General features: G+C 61.4%; 16 protein-coding genes and 1 pseudogene. 10 read left to right on the top strand and 7 right to left on the bottom strand.

Annotation, left to right across the window (positions count from 1 at the left end; translation table 11 throughout):
• The first annotated feature begins 4 nt into the window (after positions 1–4).
• The 7 genes from MET49242_RS00835 to MET49242_RS00805 all read left to right on the top strand — a co-directional run bounded on the left by MET49242_RS00835 (position 5) and on the right by MET49242_RS00805 (position 8,345).
• Positions 5–727 (top strand): type IV secretion system protein, encoded by a 723-nt coding sequence (locus MET49242_RS00835; RefSeq protein ID WP_036279566.1) that lies wholly within the window; start codon positions 5–7, stop codon positions 725–727.
• A 212-nt stretch (positions 728–939) separates the two neighbouring features.
• Positions 940–2,007, top strand: a complete 1,068-nt coding sequence (locus MET49242_RS00830; protein ID WP_036279562.1) for a type IV secretion system protein — start codon at positions 940–942, stop codon at positions 2,005–2,007.
• Between the two features lie 9 nt (positions 2,008–2,016).
• Entirely contained in the window at positions 2,017–2,766 is a 750-nt protein-coding gene (locus MET49242_RS00825; protein ID WP_051133894.1) for a virB8 family protein, read from the top strand.
• The gene (locus tag MET49242_RS00820; RefSeq protein WP_036279559.1) at positions 2,763–3,629 is read left to right on the top strand and encodes a TrbG/VirB9 family P-type conjugative transfer protein; all 867 of its coding nucleotides are present in this window, start codon (positions 2,763–2,765) and stop codon (positions 3,627–3,629) included. Before MET49242_RS00825 ends, MET49242_RS00820 begins: the two co-directional genes overlap by 4 nt.
• 15 nt (positions 3,630–3,644) lie before the next feature.
• On the top strand, positions 3,645–4,991 hold the full coding sequence (gene virB10, locus MET49242_RS00815) for a type IV secretion system protein VirB10 (RefSeq protein ID WP_084678803.1): 1,347 nt from the start codon (positions 3,645–3,647) through the stop codon (positions 4,989–4,991).
• Positions 4,939–5,943, top strand: a complete 1,005-nt coding sequence (virB11, locus tag MET49242_RS00810) for a P-type DNA transfer ATPase VirB11 (RefSeq protein WP_084678802.1) — start codon at positions 4,939–4,941, stop codon at positions 5,941–5,943. The genes virB10 and virB11 overlap by 53 nt, the downstream gene beginning before the upstream one ends.
• 8 nt (positions 5,944–5,951) lie before the next feature.
• The gene (locus tag MET49242_RS00805; RefSeq protein WP_051133892.1) at positions 5,952–8,345 is read left to right on the top strand and encodes a type IV secretory system conjugative DNA transfer family protein; all 2,394 of its coding nucleotides are present in this window, start codon (positions 5,952–5,954) and stop codon (positions 8,343–8,345) included.
• Positions 8,346–8,552: 207 nt separating this feature from the next.
• Here the strand turns inward: MET49242_RS00805 and MET49242_RS00800 are convergent, their stop codons facing one another.
• Both MET49242_RS00800 and MET49242_RS00795 read right to left on the bottom strand, forming a co-directional pair.
• Complete coding sequence (locus MET49242_RS00800; protein WP_144259397.1) at positions 8,553–9,944, bottom strand: hypothetical protein; 1,392 nt, start codon at positions 9,942–9,944, stop codon at positions 8,553–8,555.
• A complete protein-coding gene (locus MET49242_RS00795) occupies positions 9,941–14,710 on the bottom strand; it encodes an AAA domain-containing protein (RefSeq protein ID WP_036279555.1) in 4,770 nt (1,589 codons plus the stop codon). Before MET49242_RS00795 ends, MET49242_RS00800 begins: the two co-directional genes overlap by 4 nt.
• Before the next feature lie 305 nt (positions 14,711–15,015).
• Between MET49242_RS00795 and MET49242_RS00790 the strand changes: the two are divergent.
• Positions 15,016–17,200: pseudogene (locus MET49242_RS00790) on the top strand (ATP-dependent RecD-like DNA helicase).
• Between the two features lie 134 nt (positions 17,201–17,334).
• Positions 17,335–17,778: a thioredoxin gene (gene trxA / locus MET49242_RS00785; protein ID WP_036279553.1), complete on the top strand. Its 444-nt coding sequence runs from the start codon at positions 17,335–17,337 to the stop codon at positions 17,776–17,778.
• 40 nt (positions 17,779–17,818) lie between these two features.
• Here the strand turns inward: trxA and MET49242_RS00780 are convergent, their stop codons facing one another.
• Positions 17,819–18,712 (bottom strand): hypothetical protein, encoded by an 894-nt coding sequence (locus tag MET49242_RS00780; RefSeq protein WP_144259396.1) that lies wholly within the window; start codon positions 18,710–18,712, stop codon positions 17,819–17,821.
• 329 nt (positions 18,713–19,041) lie between these two features.
• On the bottom strand, positions 19,042–19,641 hold the full coding sequence (locus MET49242_RS26460; RefSeq protein ID WP_349775575.1) for a hypothetical protein: 600 nt from the start codon (positions 19,639–19,641) through the stop codon (positions 19,042–19,044).
• Between the two features lie 60 nt (positions 19,642–19,701).
• Here MET49242_RS26460 and MET49242_RS00770 point away from each other — a divergent pair, with 60 nt between their 5' ends.
• Positions 19,702–20,463 carry a phospholipase D-like domain-containing protein gene (locus MET49242_RS00770; protein ID WP_244430614.1) on the top strand — a complete coding sequence of 254 codons (762 nt, stop codon included), beginning with the start codon at positions 19,702–19,704 and terminating at the stop codon, positions 20,461–20,463.
• Positions 20,464–20,467: 4 nt separating this feature from the next.
• Here the strand turns inward: MET49242_RS00770 and MET49242_RS00765 are convergent, their stop codons facing one another.
• From MET49242_RS00765 to mobC, 3 genes are all read right to left on the bottom strand, one after another.
• On the bottom strand, positions 20,468–21,100 hold the full coding sequence (locus MET49242_RS00765) for an isoprenylcysteine carboxylmethyltransferase family protein (RefSeq protein ID WP_244430613.1): 633 nt from the start codon (positions 21,098–21,100) through the stop codon (positions 20,468–20,470).
• Between the two features lie 276 nt (positions 21,101–21,376).
• Entirely contained in the window at positions 21,377–24,190 is a 2,814-nt protein-coding gene (locus MET49242_RS00760; RefSeq protein ID WP_144259395.1) for an LPD7 domain-containing protein, read from the bottom strand.
• A gap of 155 nt (positions 24,191–24,345) precedes the next feature.
• A complete protein-coding gene (gene mobC, locus MET49242_RS26455; RefSeq protein ID WP_036279540.1) occupies positions 24,346–24,540 on the bottom strand; it encodes a plasmid mobilization relaxosome protein MobC in 195 nt (64 codons plus the stop codon).
• Positions 24,541–24,928 lie beyond the last annotated feature (388 nt).

Raw genomic sequence — 24,928 nt, 5'->3', positions numbered from 1 at the left:
GATCATGATCAGGAAGCCGCTGCTTTCATTGTCGCTCGGGAGCTGGTTGCTCCTTAGCGCCGCCGCATTGGCGCAAGTCCCGGTTATCGACACGGCGACACTGACCCAGGCGACGCAGACGGCGCAGAACACTGCGCAGATCATGAACACCAACCAACAGATTCTCGAGACGGTCAATCACACGCTGGCGGCGGTGACCGGCGATCGGTCGACAGGAGGCCTGTCCTCGATTGGCCTTGGCGGCTTCTCGCTCTCGAGCGCGCCGGACCTCAGCTCGCTGCTTGGCGGCGGGTCCCTGTCGATGGGCGGGCTTGGCTCCTATGGCTCGTTGGCGTCTTCGATCATCAACGGTCTCAATCTCGTCAAAACGCTCACCGGAACGAATTCAGCGGCGTCGACGACCGACCTTGCTTACACGGGCGCGGTTAACACCTCCGCCGCCATCACCGCCGCGGTGTCTGGCGCTCAGGCCGCCTCGGTGACGAGGTCGTCGGGCTTCAAAGGAGCGGCGGGACAAATTGGCTCGGCGCCCGACATCAAGGGATCGATCGATCAAAACTCGCAAATCCAGACTCAAACGGGTCAGACAATCAACGAATTGATCGGCGCCGTGAACCTGACGAACGCAGCCCTGAATGCTCAGCAGCAGCAGGATCTCGCCGCTCAGTCGAAGCTGGCAAACATGTGGTCGTACGACGCTTTGAAGGCCACGCTGGTTGGGCAGTAGGAGAGTAAGCGCAATGAGAAGAAGAATTGCCAGAGGCGCTTTCATCGTCACGCTCGGGATGGCGCTAACGGCCCTCTCGGCTTGCGCGCACAGGGACCTGATAGCGCCCTGCATGCGCGACAGTTCTTTGTGGTCTTTTGGACGAGCCTTTGCAGCGGCGAGCGATTGCGGGCCGCTTCTCCCGATAAATCGCTAATTAGGAAGGAACCGCCGTGGACATCATCTCGGCGCTTTTTCAGAAGGTGGATTCCACCGCCGCATCGGCGGTCCAACAGATTTATCAGTCCATCTCCTCTGGCCTTGCGCCGGTGTTCACCGTGGCGTTGACGATCTATGTCGCATACTGGGGATATGAAATGATCTACGGGCGCGCGCCGCTGACAGCCGGCGCGTTCCTATGGCGTATCTTTCGCATCGGCGTCATCTACACATTGGCCTTCAGCTGGGGCGATTTCTCCTCGATCGTCGTGGATGTGTTCACCAAAGGAGCCGACGGCGTGGCGACAGCGGTTTGCTCAGGCGTCGGCGGCGCCAACTGCGGCACGCCGGAGTCTTCGATTTCCTCCACGCTTTCGACGCTCTTCACCAACGCTCTCACGGCGGGCAAGACCGTGGCCGCTTCCGGCGGCTGGGGCGCCGCGATCGGCCTCTCGCTGCTCGCCATCGTGCTGCTTATCGCCGCAGTCGTCTTCATCACGATCGCCGTGAGCCTCGTGCTGGTCGGCAAGATTGCTCTATTCGTGCTGCTGGGTCTTGGGCCCCTATTCATCGCAATGGCGCTCTTCAACTTTAGCTCGGTCCTCTTCACCGGGTGGCTCCGCACCTGCGCGCAATATGCGATCGTTCCCGTCGTCGTTTATGGAATCCTTGGATTTCTGCTGACGCTCATGAACTCCACCATCACCAATTTGGGATCGATCACGGACGCATCGTCCGCAATGACGGTGATCGCGCCATTCTTGATCCTTTGCGGCGTCGGAAGCGCCTTGCTGCCTCTTTCCCTCCAAATCGCAGCCTCGGTCGCGGGCGGCTACGCGCTGCGCGACGTCATCGACCTTCAAGGCCGGGCGCAAGGCGCCTGGCGGCTTTGGCGAGACTGGCGACTTTCGGGCAGCGGTTACCGTCAAGCCGCGCTGCCGCCGCCAAGCGACGGCGGATACACGATCGGTCCAGGCGGCGCCACCGTGCAGCGCGGCGCGAGCTACGACCCGCGCGCGGAACAGGTGGCGGCCGCCCTTATTGAAAGCCGCGCGGCTCAACATCGCCGCGAACAGGGATAGGAATCCATCATGTCAGATGATGTGGAGACCGGCGGGCGGTCGCCGCTGGCGAGCGATAGCTATTATCACGATGGCGCGCGCTGGGAGCGCGACATCTACCGCCGGCTCGAGCTCTCCAGAAACGCTTGGCGCGTCGTCGCAAGCCTGATTGGCCTTGCGCTTCTCGCGGCGCTCGTCGCCCTCTTCATGCTCATCCCCTTGAAATCCACCGAAGTGGTGACGCTCCTCGTGGACAAGGCGACGGGCTATGTCGAGGTTGCTCGGCCGCTTGAGAGCGGGGGGCCGATTTCCGAGCGTGAGGCGGTGACGCAGGCCAACATCGTCCGTTTCATCCGCGCGCGCGAAACCTACGATCCCCCGGCCCTGAGGGATAATTTCGAGCTCGCGTCGCTGCTCTCGAGCGGAAGCGCCAGCAAGGAGCTTGCGGAACAATTTTCCGTGACCAATCCAAACAGCCCGATGAAACTCTGGGGTCCGACCGGACGCGTCAAGGTCTATGTCAAGAGCGTGAACTTTCTCACGCATGGCTGGATGGATAACCCCAAGGCGCCCGCAACGGCGGCCGTTCGGTTCATGACGACGCGCACGAATGAGCGCGAACAGGTCATTGAACATTGGGCCGCGAATGTCAGGTTCCGCTACACGCAGGAGCCGATGCGCAACGAGTGGCGCTTCGACAACCCGCTTGGGTTTCAAGTCGTCGAATATCGCAAAGACCAGGAAACCGTGGCTCCGCTTGGCGGGGGAGGTCCGCAATGACCAACGTTTTGCTTGCGAGCCTCCTGCTCGCCGCCATTTTGTCGTCACCCGCCGTCGCTGAGCGCGCGCCGCTGCCGGTTGCGGCGGATTCGCGCCTGCGCACGGTGCCATTCGAGAGGGATAACGTCGTCACGATTTGGGGCACGCGGGGCGTCTCGACGATCATCGTTCTCCATGACGACGAGAAAATTGCAACGGTCGCGCTCGGAGACACGATCGGCTGGCAAGCGGTGCCCGATCAATCGAAGCAATTTCTCTTTATCAAGCCCCTGGAGCCGGATGCGGTCACCAACATGACTGTCGTGACGACGAGGAAGCGAATCTATTCCTTCATCTTGCGCACGAGCAGTGGACACGATCGTCGGGTCGTGTTCAAAGTCCGCTTCACCTATCCGGACGAAGAAGCAGACGCGCGGCTCTTGGAGAAGGCGCGCCAGCTTGCGGCCTTCCCCAATAAGCGGAATGCCGAAAACTCGTCGATCAGAAACTTTGATTACAGCTACAAAGGCGCGCCGTACGTCAAACCCGAGCACGTCTTCGACGACGGAACGAAGACCTATTTTCGCTTCTCGGGCGACGTTCCTGGCATCTTCCTGGTCAATCCCGATCGGTCCGAGACACTCGTGAACTACCGGCGCGAGGGCGGCATGATTGTCGTCGATCGCACAGCCGGTCAATGGACGATGCGCAACGGGGCCGCGACCGCTTGCGTCTTCAACATGCGCGCCGAAGCTGATCCGCCGCCAACGGCGCAAGAGACGGACGTGCAACCCGAAATCCAGGCCGTCCATGCGCCCGAGGGCGGTTTCTTGACGAACTTTCTCTCAAACGGCCTCGCGCCGAGCGCCAGCTTGCAGCAATAACAGGAGCGCCGGATCATGGCTGCTGATTTTGAGGAAGAAGGCCGGCTCGCGAACGAGACGGTCACGCGCCAGTCGTCGAACCCCAATGTGGCGCTGGGCGGGGTCGCGGTTCTTGCCGCCGCCGTCATCATCGCCCTCATGTGGTACGCGTCGAGTCGCAAGCAAAGCAAACCGCAGAACGCCGGCGACGAGTCATTTGCGACCGCGAGGCTGCAACCGGGCGCGTCTTTCGACCGGCCGCCGCCAAAAGTGGAACCCGCTAAATTCGTGATTCCTGCGCCTCCGGCTCCTCAGCCTGCCGCTGTGGTCAGCGCTCCGCCCGTTACAGAACCGAGGTTAGACGATAGCGAAGCGCGGCGCCTGGCGGAGCTCGAACGGCTGCGCAAAGAAGCCGAAGCGAAGGTCGAGGCTCGCCTTCGTTCGCCGATGCTCGCGATCAACGACCGGGAAGGAACGGCGTCGGTCGATCCTGTGGCAAGGGTCGGCGCCGAGAGGGACGAGGAAGACCCGAATCGCCGCTTCCTTCGCAACGCCGAAAATGACGTGACGCGCGCCCGCGCCGTCAAGCACGCGCGGATCGACGCGCTCGTGCCGCAGGGTTTCATGATCCACGGCGTCCTGGAAACGGGTATTCAGTCCGACCTTCCCGGGAATGTGAGGGCGTCAGTGAGCGAAGACGTCTATTCGTTCGATGGACGCCGCGTCCTTATCCCGAAGGGAACGATGCTCACCGGCGAATACCGCTCCGGAATCGTCCGGGGCCAGTCGCGCGTCATGATCGTCTGGACGCGCATGCTGCGCGCCGACGGGGTGTCGCTGATGCTCGGATCCTATGGGACGGATAATCTTGGCCGCTCGGGGCTCGCAGGCGAGGTGGACAAGCATTTTCTCGACAGGTTCGGAAATGCCGCCCTTCTCACCCTCACCGGCGGCGTCGCGCAATTCGTCGCCTCGCTCGGTCAAAATCAAAATTTTGCGACGAGCCAGCAATATGCGCTCGATCCGGTGACCGGCCAGCTCGTGCCCATAGTGGGCAATCCGAACTCCGTGCTCTTGAGCGCGCGGCAGATCGGGGCCCAGTCGACCTCGCAAGCGATCACGCGCATGGCCGTAGAGGCGCTGAAAGACGAGATTCACATTCCGCCGACGATCTATGTCGATCAGGGCACGAGAATTCTCGTCTTTGTGAAGCGCGACCTCGATTTCTCCGACCTCTATGCGGACCCTGTGAAAGAGGCGCTCTATGAACTCAAGCACCCCAATAAGCGCCCGCGGCGCGACCAAGATACCGCTTTGGGAGACCCTGCCGGTGTTCTTTCGGAACGCGGCGGAGCCCATTCGGGTCTGGTTACAAAACCCTGACGTGATCGAGATCTGCGTCAACCGGCCGGGGGAAGTGTGGGTCGAGGCGCTGGGCAAGCCCGGCATGGAGCGTTTCGAGGTTCCCGAATTGACCGAAACGGCTGTCAGGCGCCTAGCCGAACATGTCGCCTCGACCACCCAGCAGTCCGTGAACTCGTCCACGCCGCTGTTGTCGGCGGCGATGCCACATGGGGAGAGATTTCAGGGGGTGCTGGCGCCGGCGGCGCCTTCCGGCGGCGCGTTTTCGATCCGCAAGCAGGTGATCGCCAATCTCGGCCTCGCCGACTACGCCCGAATGGGCGCGTTCGAAGGCGTGAAGGTGAGAGGGCCGCTCAAGGCGGACCTGAACCACTATCCGGAGATCGAGATCGAGCTTGCCGAGTTGCTGCAGGACGTGACGCCTGAGGGCGTGCAAAAGGCGCTGGCCTTCGCCGTCAATAACCACGTGACGATGATTATTTCGGGGGGAACATCGTCTGGCAAGACGACCTTTCTGAACGCGCTACTCAAAGAGGTTCCAACTGCCGAACGCGTGATCTCGATCGAAGACACGCGCGAGCTCCAACCGCCGCAGCCGAACTGGTTGTCCTTGCTCGCCTCCAAGGGCGGGCAGGGCCTGGCGCAGGTGACGGTTCAAGACCTGCTGGAATCAAGCCTACGATTGCGGCCGGATCGGCTGCTTCTGGGCGAGATTCGTGGCGCCGAGGCGGCAACCTTCCTCCAGGCCGTCAACACGGGCCATCCCGGCTCCCTGACGACGCTGCACGCCGATAGCTGCTACGGCGCCTTTGAGCGCCTGGCGCTGATGACGCTGCAATCCGATCTCAAGCTTAGCAAGGCAGAAATCATGGATTATGTCCGCTCGGTCGTGCCGATGGTGGTTCAATTGCGCCGTCGGCCGACGCGCGGCGTCGCGGAAATCTATTTCCGAGGCTTTGGCGGAAAGGCGTGAGAGGACCGATGCGCTGGCCCCTATACCTCCTCGGTGCGCTCTGCGCCTTCGCAGCCGTCTTTCTTCTCTGGGAGGCCTCTTACGCGCTGGCGGTCGCCTGGCGTACGCACAGCTGGCTGCTGTGGACGCGTTTTACCCGAGGATTTGAGCTGCTCTTGCCCTTGCGCGCCGCGCAAAGCGAGTGGGGAGATCCAGTCGTCCAGAATTTGGTCGCGCGGGCGACGCTCGGCGCCACGATCGCAGTCGTGGTCATCGCCGTCATCGCCATGCAGATTGTTCAGGGCGTTCGCTCGATAAGGCCGCCGCTCGGGGGCTCGAGACTCGCGACGCTCAAAGATCTGCGCAAAGCGGATTTGCTGAACGGCGAGCCCGGCTACTCAATTTTCCTTGGACGCTTTAATGGCAAGGACGTGCGCTACAGCGGCGCGAGTCACATCTATGTGAACGGGCCGACGCGCGCCGGCAAGGGCGTCGGCTTCGTGCTCCCAAATGCGCTTGAATGGCGCGGCTCTTTGATCGGCTTGGACATAAAGCGCGAGATGTGGGTCGAAATTGGCGCCGCTCGTGCGGCAATCGGTCAGCGGGTTTTCCTGTTTTCGCCTGGTTCGGCGCAATCGCACTGTTGGAACCCCCTTGATCTCGTTTCGGTTTGGCCGGAAAGGGCGACCGATGTGGCGAATATCGCGCGAAGCCTTATTCCCACGCCGGCGACAGGAGATTCTTACTGGGCGGAAACTGCGCGGGGTCTCTTCGCCGGCCTCTTGGGTTATGTGCTCGACAGCGACACGATGCACGGCCAGCGCACGATAAAATCTGCGCTTAGGATGATGAGCCGAGGCCGTAGCCTTGCCGCCGTGATGGCCGATATTCTCGTCGCCGAGCCGGATCTCAACGAGTTCGTGGCCGACAAATTTCGGCAGCATATTGGCCGCGAGGAAAAGCAGCGCATGTCCTTCGAGGCGCATATCGTCACTGCGCTCGATGGATGGAACAACAAGCTGGTCGACGATGCGACGAGCCGCAGCGACTTCAACATCGCGGATCTGAGGCGCAAGCCGTTCACGATTCTGATCGGCACGCCGGTCGGCAATTTCGGTTCGGTCGAAGCAGTCGTGCGCCTGCTCGTGCAACAAGTTCACGACGTACTGCTGCGGAATCTTCCTGGCCTCGACGAGCCGCACAAGCTTCTCTTGATGCTCGATGAATTCTATCAGTTCGGCCGCATGCCCGAAATCGTAGACCGCGCGCCGCTCGTCGCGGGCTATGGGTTTCAGATTGCGGTCATCGCGCAAGGCCTGACCCAATTGGACGTGCGCTACGGCAAGCCGACGCGAGACATGCTCGTTGGCAATATGGATGTCAAGCTCTTGATCGGCGTCGGCGACGAAACAACCGCCAAATATTGCGCCGACGAAATCGGAAAGCATTATATTCGCCGAGAAGGCTGGGGCACTTCGATCGGCGGCGGCAGCCTCGTCGGCGGCATGCCCCGCGCGAGCCGCTCGACGCAAGGGCGGTGGGAGCTCGAGCCCCTGATGGCGCCGGAGGCCCTTCGCCGATTGGACAGTAAAAAGTCGGTGCTGCTGGTACGTGGTCAGTACGCGGCAGTTTTAACCAAGATCAACTTCTTCACGGATGGCGGCTACAAGCGAAAGGTCGTGGCGTCGGCGCCTTTCAGCGCTCAACTGAGCGTGCCGGATGTAGGGACTGACGGCCTTTCGTCGGACTGGTCGGCTGATGCGGGAGCGATGATCGTGTCTGCTGCACGTGGGGCGAAGCACGACGCGGCATTTGCGCGCGTGATGGCGGCCGCAGAGAAAATCTTCGTTGAGGCTGAGTCCTTCCGCGTGGCTTTCGTCGCAGCGATGAACGAGGCGAGCAATGAGCCGGTGGCGGCGCTTTGCAAAAAGCTTCGAACCGAGCCTCAGTCGATCGCCGTTGTGAAAAAGTCGCGCGGCTTCTTGATACGACGCGGGGACCCATCGGACGTTCTGACGAAGTCGCTGCGAGCGGAAATCGTCGCCGCCCGAAATCTTCTCAATGCGGACCGCGCCGAAAGGACGGACGTCGTTCACGGCGGATCTGGGTCTGACGCTTTAAGCAGCGCGGCGCGGGCGTTTCCTCCAGTTGAAACGACGCCACCGCCGCCACCCCTCATCGTGGCAAACGCCGCCGGCGGCAGCGAAGTGAACATGGCGCTGGGAGCAGCGGACATGGTGGCGCTCGTCGCGGGCGTCAGTGCCGAAGCCGCCGAATGGGTGGAGGAGGTAAAGGCCACGGTCGCATCGACTCTGGGGGGCGAGAGTCGAGCGGAGTTCAACGCCGACGTGGCGCGTCTGGAAGCAGCAGCGGATCTTTTTACAGACACGCCGGATGATCTACGCGAGCTCCTAACCGCATAAAGCGCGCAAGCTGGTAACAGGCGAGATTGTCAGCTTGAGAGAGTCCGAAGGGCATAAATGCGACATGAGCGGAAGTTGAGCCTTGATCAGTAAGCAGACCTTCGTGCGCGCTCGAAACTAAGTTTGGGAGTGGAGATCTCATTTCTGCAGTCGGGTCACCTCCTATGAATTGAAAAACGTTGCGAAATAAGATCGAATTCGAACGGACTAAACCTCGATACTCTCGCTTTCCTGTAACGCAGAAATGCTAGTGGATTCCCCTTTGTCACGCTTTGCCGCCCAGACCTTCAAATTTTCTCCACGTAATTGAGCGTCCAGCCGCATGACAAGCTTCGCGTGATCAACGATAATCCCGAGGGGAACCGTTTCTCGGCGATCCAAGACGACATGGACTAGCAGTATCGCCACAGCTTGACCAACCACGAGTATTTCGAGGCCAGATCCAAGTCTTGTCGGTGCCTCCTCACCGCTCTCGAAGAGCCGACCAACGCTCTTGTGAGCCAATCTGGACGTCGCCTTTGGCATCAACAAAGTTGTTCCCGAAGCCTTTGGAATATCCGGAAGCCCGACCAACTGCCGGAGGCGCTCCAGGCTGGTGCCAAGATCAGCGGTCATGCCCCATGCGGTGCCGCCTGGACGCAGCCACCGAATATCTGGCTTGAGCTGACTCGGTTTTTTTGTCTTTAGGCGACCAACCAGCGCCTCGACATTTGCTTCGATGTACGGCGCGCCCACCATCCAGGCACACGATCCATCTTGGAACCTCGGCCGCTCCTGATGCCAACGCTCCAGATCGAACTCTTGGTTGGCACCCAAGAAATTCCGTAGTTGGACGCCAGATAGCCGTTCGAAATCCAGGAGGCTCGTCGCCTGTGCACGCGGTTGCTGAAGGAGACCGTATTGGCTGGAGAGACTTTGGATCATTTGCCGCATTTGAGGCCTGGAGGCCTCCGCAGCACCCTCTAACTCCAACTTGGGGCCGCGATCTCCCAGCGTCATGGTTTTACGGCCTGCGACGATGATAGAGCCGTACCTGTCAGACTCTACCCCCGCAATCGAATGGATACTGACCCGTTCCGGCTCGCGAAGCCGGCGCACATGCGTGACGTAATCCCGAAAATTCTCCTCAAACGCTGCTCGCGCGAACTCCGTGGGCAGGTCGATCGCACCGGCGGCTGGCGGCACATCTACTAAGTTCCTGAACGCGCGCTGGCGAGGCCGAGCGACAAATCCGCGGCTAACAAGATCGATCCAGACATTTTCGATCCAAGGTTCTACCTCGACCAGCCGCGGCTCTTCGTCGGCGCTGGAGCGGAATAGACCAGCGGCCGCTGTTGAAAGTCTCAGCTCGTTGCCTTCTGCTACTAACAGATCCTTGGTCACCAAGTCGCGCACCACTCTCTCGGTTTCAACTTGCGTGAACCCGAAGAAATCAGCCGTTCGCTCGAGGGCTAACTGTCCGCAGATGCGAAGCAAGCGTAGGACGAATTCATCGACGACTGGCAATGGCCGATCACGAGTGACGTTGGCGCGAACGTGAAAGCTACGGCATGGCACGCGAAAGCCGACCGTATCGACGATGAAAGTGGTGGAGCTCATCGGGCGAATACCTTCGTTACGTCGAATACCTTGGCCGCGCCGTCTTTCTTCTCGCGCGCACTAATCCAGTTCAGTGTCTTGCGGATCGGATCGTCCCCATTAAAGTCGCTCCAGAACTTAGCCGATCCAACAATGATCAACCGCTCCTTAGCGCGTGAAAACGCTACATTGGCCCGATTTGGGATTGACACGTGGCCGCCCTGTCGGGTCGTGTTGGTCCGGGAAAGCGAGACGATGACGATCGTATTCTCCTTGCCCTGATAGGAGTCGACCGAATCAACCTTCAGAAGCCTGCGAAACTGGGCCTCCCACGGCCGCTCAGCGATGGCCGTTTCGACCGCTTCGCGTTGAGCGCCGTACATGCAGATGATTCCGATCGGTTTTTCCTCCTCACTTCGCGACAAGGCCGAAACCATCTCCCCATCGGCGGCAATCACGTCCAGAAGCGAGATGATCGCGGCCACCTCAGCCTCGTTCGAATGGCTTTTCTTTCTGTCCGGCGTTTCCTTTGCCCGCGAATCAGCCGAGGTATCAAGCCAAACAATCTGGGCGTTGAGCGGCTCGGGCATTCGGTCATTGAAGCGTTCATCGGCTTTGCGCTTTTTTGAGGTGTGAAGCCTCACACCATGCGGGCGATAGAAGATATCGGTGACTAAGTCGCAGATCGGCTCGACCATCCTGTATTGTTCGCTGAGGACAGAGTGGTTGGCCGCGCCGTAGGAGGAGGCGAAAGCACGCTCAAAGTCGCTCTTAGCCAGCACGTCGTCCGACATGCCGGGAAAAGAGTGGCGCAGCTCCTGCAAAACTCCATTGTCGAGCATCGGAAGGAGTTGGAGGTGGTCACCGACTAACAGCACGCGTCGACCAAGCTGAGCGGCAACGCTGAGTTCGCCGGAAGTGCAGCGGGCGGCCTCGTCGATGATCACCCAGTCGAAGGAATTGTTATCGATGCGAAGAGATGTTTGGCCAACACCTACACAGGTACCCGCGATGATCGCTCGGGTCTTCGCTAAGAACTCGTCGAAATTCCTGTGACGTGTGGACAACGCCGACAACCAACTTTGGGAAAGGTTCAAGAGATCGAGTAAAACCCTCATGTCAGTGGGCGCGGCGTCCTCAGAGGCGGCCAATCCTCTATAGGCGGACGCGACCTCTTGCATATGCGCTTTGGGATCTGCTGGACGCCCGAAGATGGGCTTTCCGGCCGAAGCGAATGCCTTTTGTGCAGAGGCAAGCATGCGACCACGCGCGCGTTGCTCTTCGCGATCGACTTTTTCATCGTTTAACGTTTCAAGCACCGCTAGCCGGCGCGACACAGCCCCCAATTGACGCTCGATATCGACAGCCGCATACGCCATTTTCCGCGAGATTCCTGCGCCTCGCGCTGCGGTGGAAACCCGCTGCTTTAGAGCGCCATCGAACGAGGCACGGAAGCGTTCGCGTAACGCATCGGTGTGATACGGCCGGATCTTGTCGCTGATCCCTTTGGTGCCGATGCGCAAGAGCGGGAGCTTGTTCTTCTCGGCGTTGAAACGATCAATAAGCTTTTCTAGCGCCGCGTTCACCGCTTCGTGGGATTGGCTGACAAATAGGATTTTTTCGGCCCGTCCCTTGGTGGTCAACCAATGGACGAGGGCTGCGAGGAAGTGGGTTTTGCCCGTTCCAGGAGGGCCTTGCACCAAGCCAACCGGGCCATCTCGAAGCACCTTCATCATCGCGGCCTCTTGGCCATGATTGAGCTCGTAAGGTTCAAGGTCCTCCTTCTTTACCTCGATGTCGTATGTAATTGCGCTCTTGCTTGCGGAGGGATCAAAGTAGTCGATCAGATCTCGCACTTGGCTTTCGCCATTCAGAATCCGATCGACCGCTCGGCGGCGGCGATCGAATGATTGCCGGCTACGACGGCTGACGAGTCGGACGCGATCACCTTTGCTCAAGGGCCAGTCCGGCTCTTTGTTCAGGGTCACCGTGTCGTCCCCAAATGCCTTCAAATCCAGGCTTCCGATCGGCTTGTTGCGCTCGCCGATGAACACTTCGACGGTGTCCAAAGGGTCAAAGTCGAACGTTCCGCGCCGCCGCTCACAGGAATATGTCACGCCCCGTCCGATGGCTTCACCATCGCTGGTTATCTCCAGCTCCGGTAGCAAGGCATCTTCAAGCTCGATGACGCGCTGCCAGTAGCGACGGACCGGAAATGCATCACGCGATACCGGCGGCGCTATGATTGTAGGAGGTGGCCGTGAGGTCGGTCCCGGACGGGCGAGGCCCGTTAGGTTGTCGAGGTATTGCTTGAGCTCGGCCAGGGCCTCCGGTTCACCAGAACGAATTTCAAGGGATAGCCGGACACGGACACCGTTTAACGAGGCGTCTTCGAGTGACCGGTGGGTTGGTTGGGATACCGCCAGCCCCACGGCGACGTCACCCTTCATTATTAGCCTTAGTTCGTGCTTGTCAGTCGTCAGGACAATCGCATCGTCGAACCTGCGCACGGTAAACAACCTATCGATCAGCGAGAGGTCGACCGCGCTGCGCACGGAAATCTTGAACACTGGTGCGGCACGTTCGTCGAGCCTGGCCGCAGCCTGAGACAAATAGTGGATCGGAAAATCTAGAAGATCAGCGCCGCTGGAGACGACAACGGCTTCCAACTGATCGAGCGCTTCCTGCCCTCGGGGATCCCGGGATTGGGTGAGCAAATTCTTGGCGATCAGGGCCGCGGCATAACGGTCGATCTGCATTTCGCCGCAGGTCTCATGATCATCCGGACAAAATTCGATTGTTCGTTTGCGCCCGTCGCCTGCCGCAGTGAGATCGAAGAGATCCATAATTGTTAGCCGTGCAGCACCGCCGCGTCCGCTGATGAGGATATTGGCGGGCGACAGATCTCCGTGACAGTAGCCCAACGCGTGGAGAGACTGCACCGCGCGCAGCAACTGGCTAGAAAGACCAATGCCTTCCGCCGGCGTTAAGTCACTGAGATCATTTAGAGGTCTTCCTTCGACAAGTCCGTAGGTCACGAAGGGGCCTACCGCGTGAAGGCCAACCGACTCGTACTTAGGAAAGCCTTCCAGCGGGCTGGTGGTTAGTCGGGATGCCCCTTCAAGAAGGCGGAGCAGCGCCAAGTCCAGTTCCAAGCTTTCACCGCGCCGCATCCCGGGCCAAATCTTGACCACAATGTCGGCACCTGCGTCGAGGGATCGATAGACATCTCCCGTCGCTGAGAGGAAGGTCTCTTGGCGAGGCCAGCGGGCGTAAGGATTCTCGCGGCTTTCGAAAGCATTGAGCTCAGAAGTGTCGGCGATGGCGCCCCGGTTCTCGCTGCGGCGGCGAGCCAAATCGTCCGCCATCGCGCGTGCTGTTGCAAACCTTGCCGCCGGGTCGGCCGCGGTGGCGGTCGTGAGCCAATCCTCCAGCCATTGGGGCATCGCCGGGGCCTTGTCTGGCGTGTCCGTCACTGCTCCGAATATTTCCCGGGCCAGAACGCCAACCTGATAGACGTCCCGACGGAAACCATTTGTCTTCGCGGCTTCATCGCGGTCTTCGGGCATCAAGGGCGCATAAGCCTGAAGCGTTTTGCGCCAGTCGGCGACTGACGCGTCCGAAGGGATCTGACTGATAGCGAAACCGGTTAGGCCGACCCTTGCGGCTCCGCCTATCCATACGTTGCGCCTGCCAATGTCACGATGCGCGATCTGCCGATCATGGAGCTCGGCGACGATACGCACTAGTTCGGCGACGATCTCCAAGGCCTGCTCTTCGCCGATCTCGCCACGAATCTTCTCCACAAACCGAGGTACCTGGGTCCAAGTCGCTGGTAGGGCGAGCAAATCAAAATGATCCGTGGGGATATCGCCATCCGCGCTATTGATCGGCCGAAGCACCGACGCGCCATCCGCCAACCAGCTTCCAAGCGCGTTCAAATGATCGAAGACGCGGCGCTCACGTTCCGCTATAAAGCTTCGATCGGCAGGTGTGTTCAAAGCCGGCGGGAGCGCCGCGAAGTTCCAACATCGCAAGAGCGCGGTAGAGTTGGTGCGATCGGCCTCTTCGGCGCGATGTTCTGACCACACTCCGTTTGGGTGAATGAAAACGTTTTCCTCGGTAACACGGAACCCGTCGAATTCGGCCTCCTGAGCCCGAAACGAAGCTCTATCGCCGAATACCTCGTCGAATTGTGTCGCGTACTGCCAAAGCGGAGGCGCCTTTAGCCCGAGCTGGAGCTGCGCTAAGTGACTACGTCTTATTGCAACATCACCAAGGTGAGACGCCTGCGCTAAAGATAAAACTCTCCGCGACTCTCCTGGCGGCAAAGCCTGGACCTCGGGGGTTGCCGTCAGAATGACGCAAGAATCAACATACACTGGCACATGAGGCAACCGCGTGTTCAGCAGGGTCTTGAGCTTACGGGCCTTGGCCGCCACTAACTTTGCCGGATTTCCACGCCTACTTCTCTTTCCAACCACCCAGTTGTCACCCTCGACCCTAATCTTTAGGGCCCAATCTTTAATTTCTACGAGAAGAACCCGATCATCCATCAGAATGATCAAGTCCATCTCGATGGGAGTGTCGTGCCCCGGAAAGTATTGTAACCCTGTATAGAAGACCCAGTCAGGCGGTAGGGCCACGTCAAGCTGGGTGATCCCTTTAACCTCGCGGGCATGTATACCCTCGCTCGCTAGGTAGCGAATCGGTCGCCGCGGCCCATTCATGATTGCCATGGGCGCTACGCCGCTGGCCGGATTGATCTTTCCGATCGACTTATTCATGTGTCGCCCCCATTCCCTGAACTGTCACATCGTACCGACAGGTTGAAAAGAGGTTTTGGTTGCCGAATAGACCTTTTAGCAAAATCCATCGAAGGTTGACTTTACCAATCTTCGAGAAGGCCGCGCCACGATGGAAAGCGGACGTTCTCAGATTCCAGAGGTCAAAACCCGTCTATTGGATACAGCTTTATGCGCGCTCCTCGGAGAATGCGGGGCTCGTCGTCGGGAAGGTCGTCGAGGTCTGATGAGGAGGAACGCCGGCCTGTTATAATAGCGGCGCCCCCGCTCCTCCTCGGAATCTCAGTTTGCAGCCTTCAGTCGCCTCGACCCCGCCCAAGGAAACCCTCGTCGGATCCGTCGAGCGGGTGACCTTCCACAACGAGGACAACGGCTTCGCGGTCCTGAAGGTGAAGGCCCGGGGCAAGCGAGACCTGGTGCCGGTGGTGGGCCATGTCGCATCGATCTCCGCCGGCGAGTTCATCCACGCCGTCGGCGTCTGGACCACCGACCGCGCGCACGGGCTACAGTTCAAGGCGGACTTCCTCAAGACGACGCCGCCCACGACTGCGGAGGGCATCGAGAAGTATCTCGGCTCCGGCATGGTGCGGGGCATCGGACCGGTGCTCGCCAAGAGGATCGTCGCTGCCTTCGGCGAGAAGACTTTCGAGATTATCGAGGCCGAGCCCGAAAGGATGCGGGAGGTCTCGGGCATCGGCGAATTCCGCGCCGGAAAGATCGTCGCCGGCTGGGCCGAGCAGAAGGCGGTGCGCGACATCATGGTCTTCCTGCACGCCAATGGCGTCGGCACGTCGCGGGCGGTTCGTATCTTCAAGACCTACGGCCACGACGCCATCCAGGTCATGACGGAAAATCCCTACAGGCTGGCGCGGGACATCCGCGGGATCGGGTTCAAGACCGCCGACGCCATCGCCATGAAGCTCGGCATGGCGCGGGAGACGCCGCAGCGGGTCCGGGGCGGGGATTTCCTACGCCCTTCAGCAGGCGATGGACGAAGGCCATTGCGGCCTGCCGGTGGAGGAGCTGGTCAAGCTCACCGTCACATTGCTTGATGTCGACGAGCGCATCGTCCAGAGCGCGCTGAACGCGGAACTCGCCGATGGCGATGTCGTCGCCGATGCGATCGAGGGGAAACCCTGCGTGTTCCTGCGCGGCCTGCACCTCGCCGAGCGCGGCGCCGCCGACCGGCTGCTGGCCTTGGCCCGAGGGGCGCCGCCGTGGCCGACGATCGACGCCGCGAAGGCCATCCCCTGGGTCGAGGCTCGAACCGGAAAGACGTTGGCGGCCTCGCAGCGCGCCGCCGTCGAGACGGTCCTGGCCTCGAAGGTCGCCGTCGTGACCGGCGGCCCCGGCGTCGGCAAGACGACGTTGCTCGACGCCATCCTCCGCATCCTTGCCGCCAAGGGGACGAAGCTCCTCCTCGCGGCCCCTACCGGTCGCGCGGCCAAGCGTATGGCCGACCAGACCGGCCTTGAAGCCAAGACCATCCATCGCCTGCTGGAGACCGACCCGAAGAACGGCGGGTTCCGCCGCGACGCCGACAATCCCCTCGACTGCGATTTCCTTGTCCTCGATGAGGCAAGCATGGTCGACGCGCCGCTGATGTTTTCGGTGCTTAAGGCGGTCCCGCCGCGCGCCGGGCTCCTGCTCGTCGGCGACGTGGACCAACTCCCCTCGGTCGGGCCAGGGCAGGTGCTCGCCGACGTCATCGCCTCCGGCGCGCTGCCGGTCGCGCGGTTGACCGAGGTCTTCCGGCAGACGGCGGAGAGTCGGATCGTCGTCAACGCCCACCGCATCAACCGCGGAGAGATGCCGGAATGGCCCAAGCGCGAGGAGACGTCCGATTTCTATTTCGTCGAAGCCGGCGATCCGGAAAAGGGCGCGGCCAAGGTCGTCGAAATCGTCCGGGACCGCATCCCCCGGCGCTTCGGCCTCGATCCCGTCGCCCATGTGCAGGTCCTCTGCCCGATGCAGCGTGGCGCCCTTGGCGCCCGGTCGCTCAACGCCGATCTCCAGAAGGCCCTCAACCCGAACATGGCCGAGAAGGTCGAGCGCTTCGGGTCAAGCTTCGCGCCCGGCGATAAGGTGATGCAGATGGAGAACGACTACGACCGTGAGGTGTTCAACGGCGATCTCGGGCGCATTCTCCGCATCGATCAGACCGAGGGCAACCTGTGGGTCGATTTCGACGGGCGCGAGGTCGAATATCCGTTCGGCGAACTCGACACGCTGGTTCCCGCCTATGCGACGACGATCCACAAGTCGCAGGGCTCCGAATATCCCGCTGTCGTCATCACCCTCGCGACCCAGCACTACACGATGCTGGCGCGCAACCTCGTCTACACGGCGGTCACGCGCGGCAAACGCCTTGTCGTGATCGTCGGGCAGCGGCGCGCCCTCGCCATCGCCGTGCGGACACAGGGGCGGAAGCGGCGGTGGACGAAGCTGAGGGAGTGGCTCTCGGCGACATGAAGACGCAGGGCAAAGGCGAATGGCCGCCTGCGCGGCTTCTGGTCGGCGTCCGTGGGGGCGCCTAGATGATCAAAGCCAGAACCCAGATTTGCTGTACTGGAATCGGAAGACAAGAATCGGAGTGGAGTTAAATCTTGGATAAGAGCGTTATCATCGTTTGCCCCCGATGCAGCAGCCTGAACAAGGCTCCGGACTCCAAGCTTCGTTCCGGCAATCTACCCAACTGCGGTCGGTGCCACGCGCCGCTATTCGACGGCCACCCCGCCGACCTCGGGAGCGTGGAAGACTTCGATCGAATGATTGGCAAGACGGAGCTTCCGGTTCTGGTCGACTTCTGGGCTGGATGGTGCGGGCCGTGTCGCGCGATGGCCCCGGAATTCGAGGCCGCCGCGCGCGACCTTGAGCCGATGGCGCGCCTCGCCAAGCTCGACACCGAGCGGGTCCCCGAGATCGCCGCCCGCTTCGGCATCCAAAGCATTCCAACGATGATTCTCTTTTCGCGCGGACGCGAGGTCAATAGACGAAGCGGGGGCCTCGGCCGCAGCGCGATCATCGCGTTCGCACGAAGCGCAAGCTGACCGAGGCGTTGCCGGTCTGGCGCCGGGAAATGGAGAGCGCTCAAGCGTTCCCCGCGCCGGAGTACGCCGCGATTCCTACATCGAATTTCAGGAAGCGTTCGAACAGCGGCAATTTCCGATAGAGATGCGTTTCGACCAATTCATGCGTCTGGGACTTCTCCGCGCTGCGTTCAAGTAGACCGAACCAAAATAGCGGCCGCAGGACGCGGGCCTCGAAGGCCAGCGAGCCGCGGTCCCAAATCCCCGGCTCGACGACTTCCGCCGTCTGAACGGCGCAAAGCCGCGAAAGCCGTTCGGGCGTCTGCCAATCCCATGCGGCGACAGTCAGCGACCAGAGAACGATGCCGACGTCGCCTTGCGGCCAAGAGCCGAGCAGCCCGCGCCCGAAGTAGGACAAATCAAGGCGCCAGAGCGCTGTATGGAAAAGGATGGCTTGCAAAGGGCCGAACCGCTGCTGGGATAAGAGTTCGCGTGCCACTGGCGTCGTCGTGAGCACGCCTTTGCGACGACGGAGCAAGCCGGCGTGCGCCGCCGTGATCCGAATGAAATGCAGAGGCATGAAATCGGGCTCGTTGATGACCTTGTAAAGACCGAGGGTGCTCGCCTTTTCATATCCCGGCCACTCGAAACGGTCCCGCATGTCGTCGACGACCACCCTGGCGAGATTGCCCGTGGCGGTCAATTTCAGCCCGTCGCCTTTCGATGCTGCTTCGAGAAGGATAATCGCGTTCCGAAGGACCGGGGACATGTCGACGTCCGCCTCCGTCAGGTCCGGCGAGATCCGCAGGGCGCCGTGCCGGTTCAACGGCTCCTCGCGCAGGGCCTCGAGACTTCTCGGATCCAGCGACAGCCACGCCGGCTCCACAACACCAAACCATTCCGCCGCGCCGGGAAGGTCCAGTAACGACTTGAACAGCTTGTTCGTTGGGACCACGCACGCCTCCATTCTCGCAATGGAGCGGGTAGCTCCCCACGACGGATCCTGATTGAAGGCTTTCCTAGGGGCAAGAGGACGGCTTCAACGTGGGGGAGATGGGGATGGAACCTCAGCGGGGGGCCATGTTGAAATCGCCGCTTTCCCGGTCTGGGATTGGTTGACGGTCGGTATCGATGCCGGTTCGAGTCGCTGCCCGAGTTCGGGATAGATGGGACGCATCAAGGACGAAACGGGATCGAATCGCGGCCTCCAAATGGCTGGAATAAAAGGTGTCAAATTCGTTTCTCGAGAACACAGGCCCACGGCGTCGAGCCATCCGCCCAGCATCATCCAGCTTTGCCGCCCACATGCACTGCGAGCCACACCGTCGCCTCGTTGGCGTCCGTCCATTCGACGCGATGCCGAGCATGGGCCGGGATCTCCACGTAGTCGCCCGGACGCAGGCTGCGCGGCGCGGCCTCGCCCTCGAACAACAAGCCCGCCGAGCCACGCAGCAGCACGACCCATTCCGCCTGCTCCTGGTCGCACCAGAAGCCAGGCTGGCTGGCCTGCCCGGTGGAGACGATCCGCTCGATCCTCGCGCCGGGAAACTCGACCAAGATTGTGATCTCCTCGTCGATCAAGCGTTCGGGCACGTTGGCAAACAGGTTCCTGGTGGCGAGCATCGGCTTCCTCCCTTCGACGGCATTCCCCTCATGAACCCCGTGGCCCGTCAAATGGAAGTAGTCCCTCCTTCCGGTGAGCATCAGGGCCAGCCCGTCGATGGCGGCCAACACCGTGGACGACGAGAAATACAGCGGGCCTGAGATCTCCATGCGCGCCTGTTCGCGCGCAATCGTCTCCCGGCAACCGCCCATCGCCGCCAAGAGGCGCTCGCGGTCCACAAAGCGATCCGATCGGCGGTTTTGTCTGCGGGGCATGGACATAGCCTCTTTCGTTCTATATTCGTTCTTATATGAGGAGGGCGACCTCCGGAAGGGCTGGGGATGGGATTGCCGACAGGGAAACGAGTTTGCGACTATCTCGCGCTGGCGTTCGCCTTGCACGGATTCCTCGCCGTCTGCGCGGCGCCGGCCCAAGCCGCGGACGTCGAAATTCATTACGCGCCTGCCGAGAACCTCGAGCGCGTTGACGTCGACCTGCTGCGTTCGGCCCATACGAAGATAGACATGGCGGCCTATTCGCTGACCGATTGGCCGGTCATCGACGCCCTGATTGACGCGCACCGGCGCGGGGTGGTCGTTCGCATCGTGCTCGACCCCAGCCAACAGCATGCCCTCGACCGCCTGCGCGAGATCACGGGCAGCATCCGCATGAAGGCGCCAGGGCCCTACATGCATCTGAAGTCCTATGCGATCGACGGCCGGATCCTGCGCTCGGGCTCGGCCAACTTATCGGCCTCGGGCCTCAAGCAGCAGGACAACGACCTCGTCATATTGCGGGAGTCGGCCGCCGCCCACGCCTTCGAGGCCCGCTTCGAGCAGATATGGGCAAGCGCCAATCCGCTCCCGGCCCCCGGCAATCAGTTCGCGAATCCCGCTCCCGCCCCCGCGCCGAAGCGGGATAACTCGGTCGCCGCGGGTTGCCTGATCAAAGGCAATGTCAGCCGCAATGGCGAGCGCATCTACCACGTGCCGGGAGATCGCACCTATGATCGCGTGCGTATGGATAAGGGCCCGGACAAACGCTGGTTCTGCACCGAGGGACAAGCGGTCGCCGCCGGGTGGCGGAAAGCCTCGAGTTGGTAGCGTCTTACCAAACTAAGGGCACGAAGCGGAATCTGACCTTCTCCGCGTAGGCGGCGTATTCGGGGAACCGCTCCGCGAGCACGCGCTCCTCAAAGACCGAACGGATGGCGAGCAGGATCACCAGCAGGGGTGCGAAGACCAGCCCGTAGGACGAGCCGAGCAGCAGCGGCGTACCGAGCAGAAATAGGATCGCGCCGCCATACATCGGATGGCGCACCACGCCGTAAGGACCGCTCATTACGATCCTCTGTCCGCGCTCCTCCTGTATCCTGACAACCGGCGCGGCGAAGGAGTTCTCCACCAAGACGCGCCAGATGATTGCGTAGGACGCCAAGATGCAAACGGAGCCCACAGCCTCGGCCCACGCCGGCATGACGGTCGCTCGCCAACGGACGGCATCGAGGCCCATGACAACGAAGGACGCCAGGTAGAGCGCGAAGAACAGCGACAGGATCGCCTTGTCCCATGCGGGCTGACCGGTTTGGAAGGGCGAGGACAGCCGCTCCCTCAAGAGACCAGGATCGTGACGGGCGAACCACACCCCCGCGGCCGCGCCGACCCCTCCGATGATGCCCAGGAAGATCCAAGCCTCTGGCCAGGCGATCGTGCCAGTCGGCACGAAAAGGAGGGCGGCCATGCCGGCAAGCCAGACGGATGTCTGGAGGAAAAGTCGGGTTAGCATGGCTGCCACCGCGGCGTGAGCAAATGTGAAACAACGCCGGGGCGCCCTTGCGCGCGCCGACCGGCCTCTCGATCCTGCCCTCTCACACCTATTGATTCCATTGCTATTTGTGGAGGGGCATTTGACACGAGCCACCGCCAACAGCTGACGTTGGGAGAATGCGATTCAGTCGTTAAGGACTCCATGGCGACTGCATTTCCAAGAATCGAACGGCCGAAAGACCAAGCCTTTTTACATCGACTCGCCTTCCGCTTCGTCGCGATCCTGACGGCGTTCTTCTTGGCGGAAGCGCTCAGCGTTCTCCGCGTCGATGCGGTTTTGGTCGTCGCGATTGGCTTGATCGAGCACGCGGCGCTGCTCAAAGCGAAGGGCTTGGATGGCCTCGCTTTGCATGGGGTCAGCGGGGATTTCGCGAGCGGGGCTATTCTCCACGGCCCGCTCTGCTTCACGCGCCGCGCGGGCTTCTTCTGGAGCGCGGTACGGCGCGCCTTCGGTTCCGGCTGCGGCGTTGGTTTCGTGAGCCTCCCTGGCGCGTGCCGCCTGGCTGGTTTCTCGTTGCGCCTCGACGTCGACGCGCTCGCGGATGCTGTTAAGCTCGATCGCCCGCTCGGCTGACGTCGTGTTGAGAATTGGTGGGTCGGCTGGCTTTTGATGTTCCACGTCCGAAAGCGGGGCAGATTTCATAGGCGCGCCTGTCTCTTTGGCTTCGGCTCGTTCTTTTCCTTCGGTGATGCTCGCGCGCTGCGCTTCGATCTTGGCGCGGAGTTCACGAATGCGGTCCTGCAATTCCGGGTTCGTTATCTTGTAACCATTCTCCGCGGCGAGGCGGGCGACGGTTTCCTTATAGTCGTCGCTTCCGCTGACGCTCAGTATCTCCCATTTTTCAGAAGCGAGCTTCAGAGCCGCATTGACGCTCTCCCCGTTGCTCCAATCGCGAATGTCGAGCTGTTTGCCGCTGTCGATGAAAGCAAGAGTCTGGAACGCGCCAGTCTCTCGATCATGGCGCTTGTAGTGGATCTCCGTCCCCTTCTTCTCATTGGTGAACAGAGCGCCGACGTTTCGTGGGTCGGGCTCCACGAAATGGTCGCCCTCGATCTGGCCTGGATTACGATCGAGCCGCTCTTGCTCTTTGGTTGCCCCTTCGGCGCGAGCAAGAATGTCGCGCGACCGTCGCATCAGATCATCCTTGACCGCGCCCTCGGGCAGGTAGCCGCTTAGACGGTCCATTGCGTGGGCCATATTGCGTCGAGCGGCCTCCATTGTTTCGGCTGTTCGCATGGCTCTATCCTCCTTGGAAACAATTGGGCGTTTTTGCTGTATCGTTGTCAGCGCGGCGTCGACGCGACGTTGGAAGGGCAAAACGGCGGCTTCGTCGATCCAGTCGACGGGCTTGCGGAGCGCGTCGAGGGCAGGGGGCACGACGTAGACTTTCGCCGGTAGCTCGCGCGACGTGCGCAACTCGGAAATTCGCTCCGCAGGAACGTCCAAATAGACGAGCTGCGACGCTCTGCCTTTCGCTGCATAGGCTTCGGCAAGCGCGCGATCGATGGAAAAGAGGGGCGCGCGGTGAGACCTGTCGTTCGCCGCCTCGGCGCGATACAGCCGCCTTGCGCCGGCCGCAAGGGGCGGAAGAACAGCCGCCCGGCGCGCGGCCAGTGATTTCCATTCAGCGGCCGCCTCGGCGGCGCGGCGACGACCCTCGTCGCGCGTGGGTCGGTGAATTTCACGGTTCTGCACCCGCTCGACGCGCCGCCGGACGCTCTCCGGCGCAATGCTGCGCTCGACCATCTTGACGTCCTTCAGCCGATAGGAAGGCGCGTGAGCTTGGTCGAAGCGACGAACCGCCTCCATGGGGATCTGACGTTCGCGCGCTTCCTCCGCGAGCGTCTTACGCCACCGGTTGAAGTCCTGGATCCCAGGATGCAGCTTTTCGCCCGTGGCGCTCGTTAGCCTGACTGCGGCATGGACATGAATATGCCGCCTGTTTGTGTGCATGACGAACACATACTCATGTCCCTTGAACTCGCGCGCGAGCGTCGCGCGCGCGGCGTCCATGAAGGCGTCTTTGTCGGTCCCTGGTTTTGCGCTCAAAATCACATGCGCGAAATCCCGCGGGCTGCTCGATCTCATGGCGGGGCGCCAGGTCTTGGCAATCTCCAGCGCGGGATTGAAATTCTCAGGCTTCGGGCGATTCGCGTTGCTCGGCTGTTTTGCGAAATGGCGATCGGCGGCGTCTTCCAGACTCATGCCGGCGTCCGTCTCCGCAGGAACCGCGCCCGCCTTGGTGAGCGCCGCAAGTTGGGTTGTCGCGCCCTCGACGCCATGCGCCCGAACGGGCGCCGAGAAATCGACGTTGCGGCCGAAGGCGTCCTCGATCTTGTCGTGGAAGCGACGAAGAGATTTCGCGTTGGCGTAAATCCGCTCCTTCTTTCCATATTCGTCTTTGCGGGCGCCAGCGGCGACAGCGACGAGATGCACGAGCGTGGAGTCGTCGCGCTCCTCGAGCCGCCAGGCGTAACGATGGCCGTCGAGCGCGACCGCGAGGCCGGCTCGCACTTCCTCGGAACCGAGTCTGCCCTCGGATGTGAGGCTGATGCGGAAAATATCGTTCGAAGGCTCGCGCGCGTCGTCATCGCGCCAGTGCGTGGCGAGATCGTCGACGGCAGCCTTGCCGGTCACGAGAGTCCCATCCTCGCGTTCCAGGGTGAGTTGGCCCTTATCGCTCTGATAGTTAAGAAGCGCGGCGGCGCGCGCGCTCCCCGAGCCGTAGCTCGCGAGCTTCACGACGGCGGCTTGCGAGCCGGCGGCGAGACCGGCCTTAGCTGCAATCGACGCCGCGACGCCTGAAGGTCCAGAGGAGGCGGCCCCCGCGGATAAAAGCGTCGCATCCGGACGAGGCCCTGAAGCCGAGCGAATTGCAGGTTCCCCGCCGCGCCCGCTTCCCGGCCGGCGCAGGGTCCATTCGTCTTCGACTTTCTCGCCGGCGCCACCCGACGGAGCGCCCGGCCCGGTATAGGGCAGGCCGTTTTTAGGGGGTCGAGCCAATGGCAACGAACGGGCAGGGGAGGCACCCGGCGTTTTCGGAGGCGCCCCAGAATTCACCGCCTCGAGTAGCGCCCGTCGCTCGCGAAAATCCCTTGCCGTTCTGATTCCGCGCAAGCGCTCGGACAGGGGACGCAGGTCATAAGCGGCAAGATCGATCATTTCGACCGCCCGGCGACAACAGCTTCGGCGCGTCGATAGGTTTTGACGCAAAGCGACCGATACAGCCGATCGAGCTCGCCGATTGCGCGGCTGACCGCTTCCAGGTGGCCCCTCATATCTTCGCTCTGGATTACATGTCCCGCGTTCATGTGATGGACGGCCTGATTGAGATTATTGCCGACGGCGCGCATTTGTCGGGTGAGTGCAATGACCTCCGCGCGGGCCTCCCCGGTGAAAGTCGGTCCCAAAAGTGCGGCGGACCTCGCCAGGCGCCGCAACGCTGCGCTCGGCGTCACATTCAAGGACTCGCAAAACTCCCCAAAGAGCGCATGTTCTTCCGGGCTCATTCGGACGCTGCGCGTCACTGCCTTACGTCGGCAACCCATCTCTTTGTCCGTCATCTATCAGCTCTGCCGTGAGGGTTCGGTTTGGCTTGGCCAAACTGCCGGACCCAAGATAGCCCGCCCGGCGAGGGCACATAAGAAAATGTGCTACATTTTCGGTATCCTGCCAAGAGGAAACCAATCTCTCAAAGTATTAAATGATCAACATGCTCATATTCGATCATGCATTACTCAC

Origin of the sequence: Methylocystis sp. ATCC 49242, from assembly GCF_000188155.2 — a bacterium.
Taxonomy (GTDB): domain Bacteria; phylum Pseudomonadota; class Alphaproteobacteria; order Rhizobiales; family Beijerinckiaceae; genus Methylocystis.
This window is presented reverse-complemented; position numbering and strand designations above follow the sequence as displayed.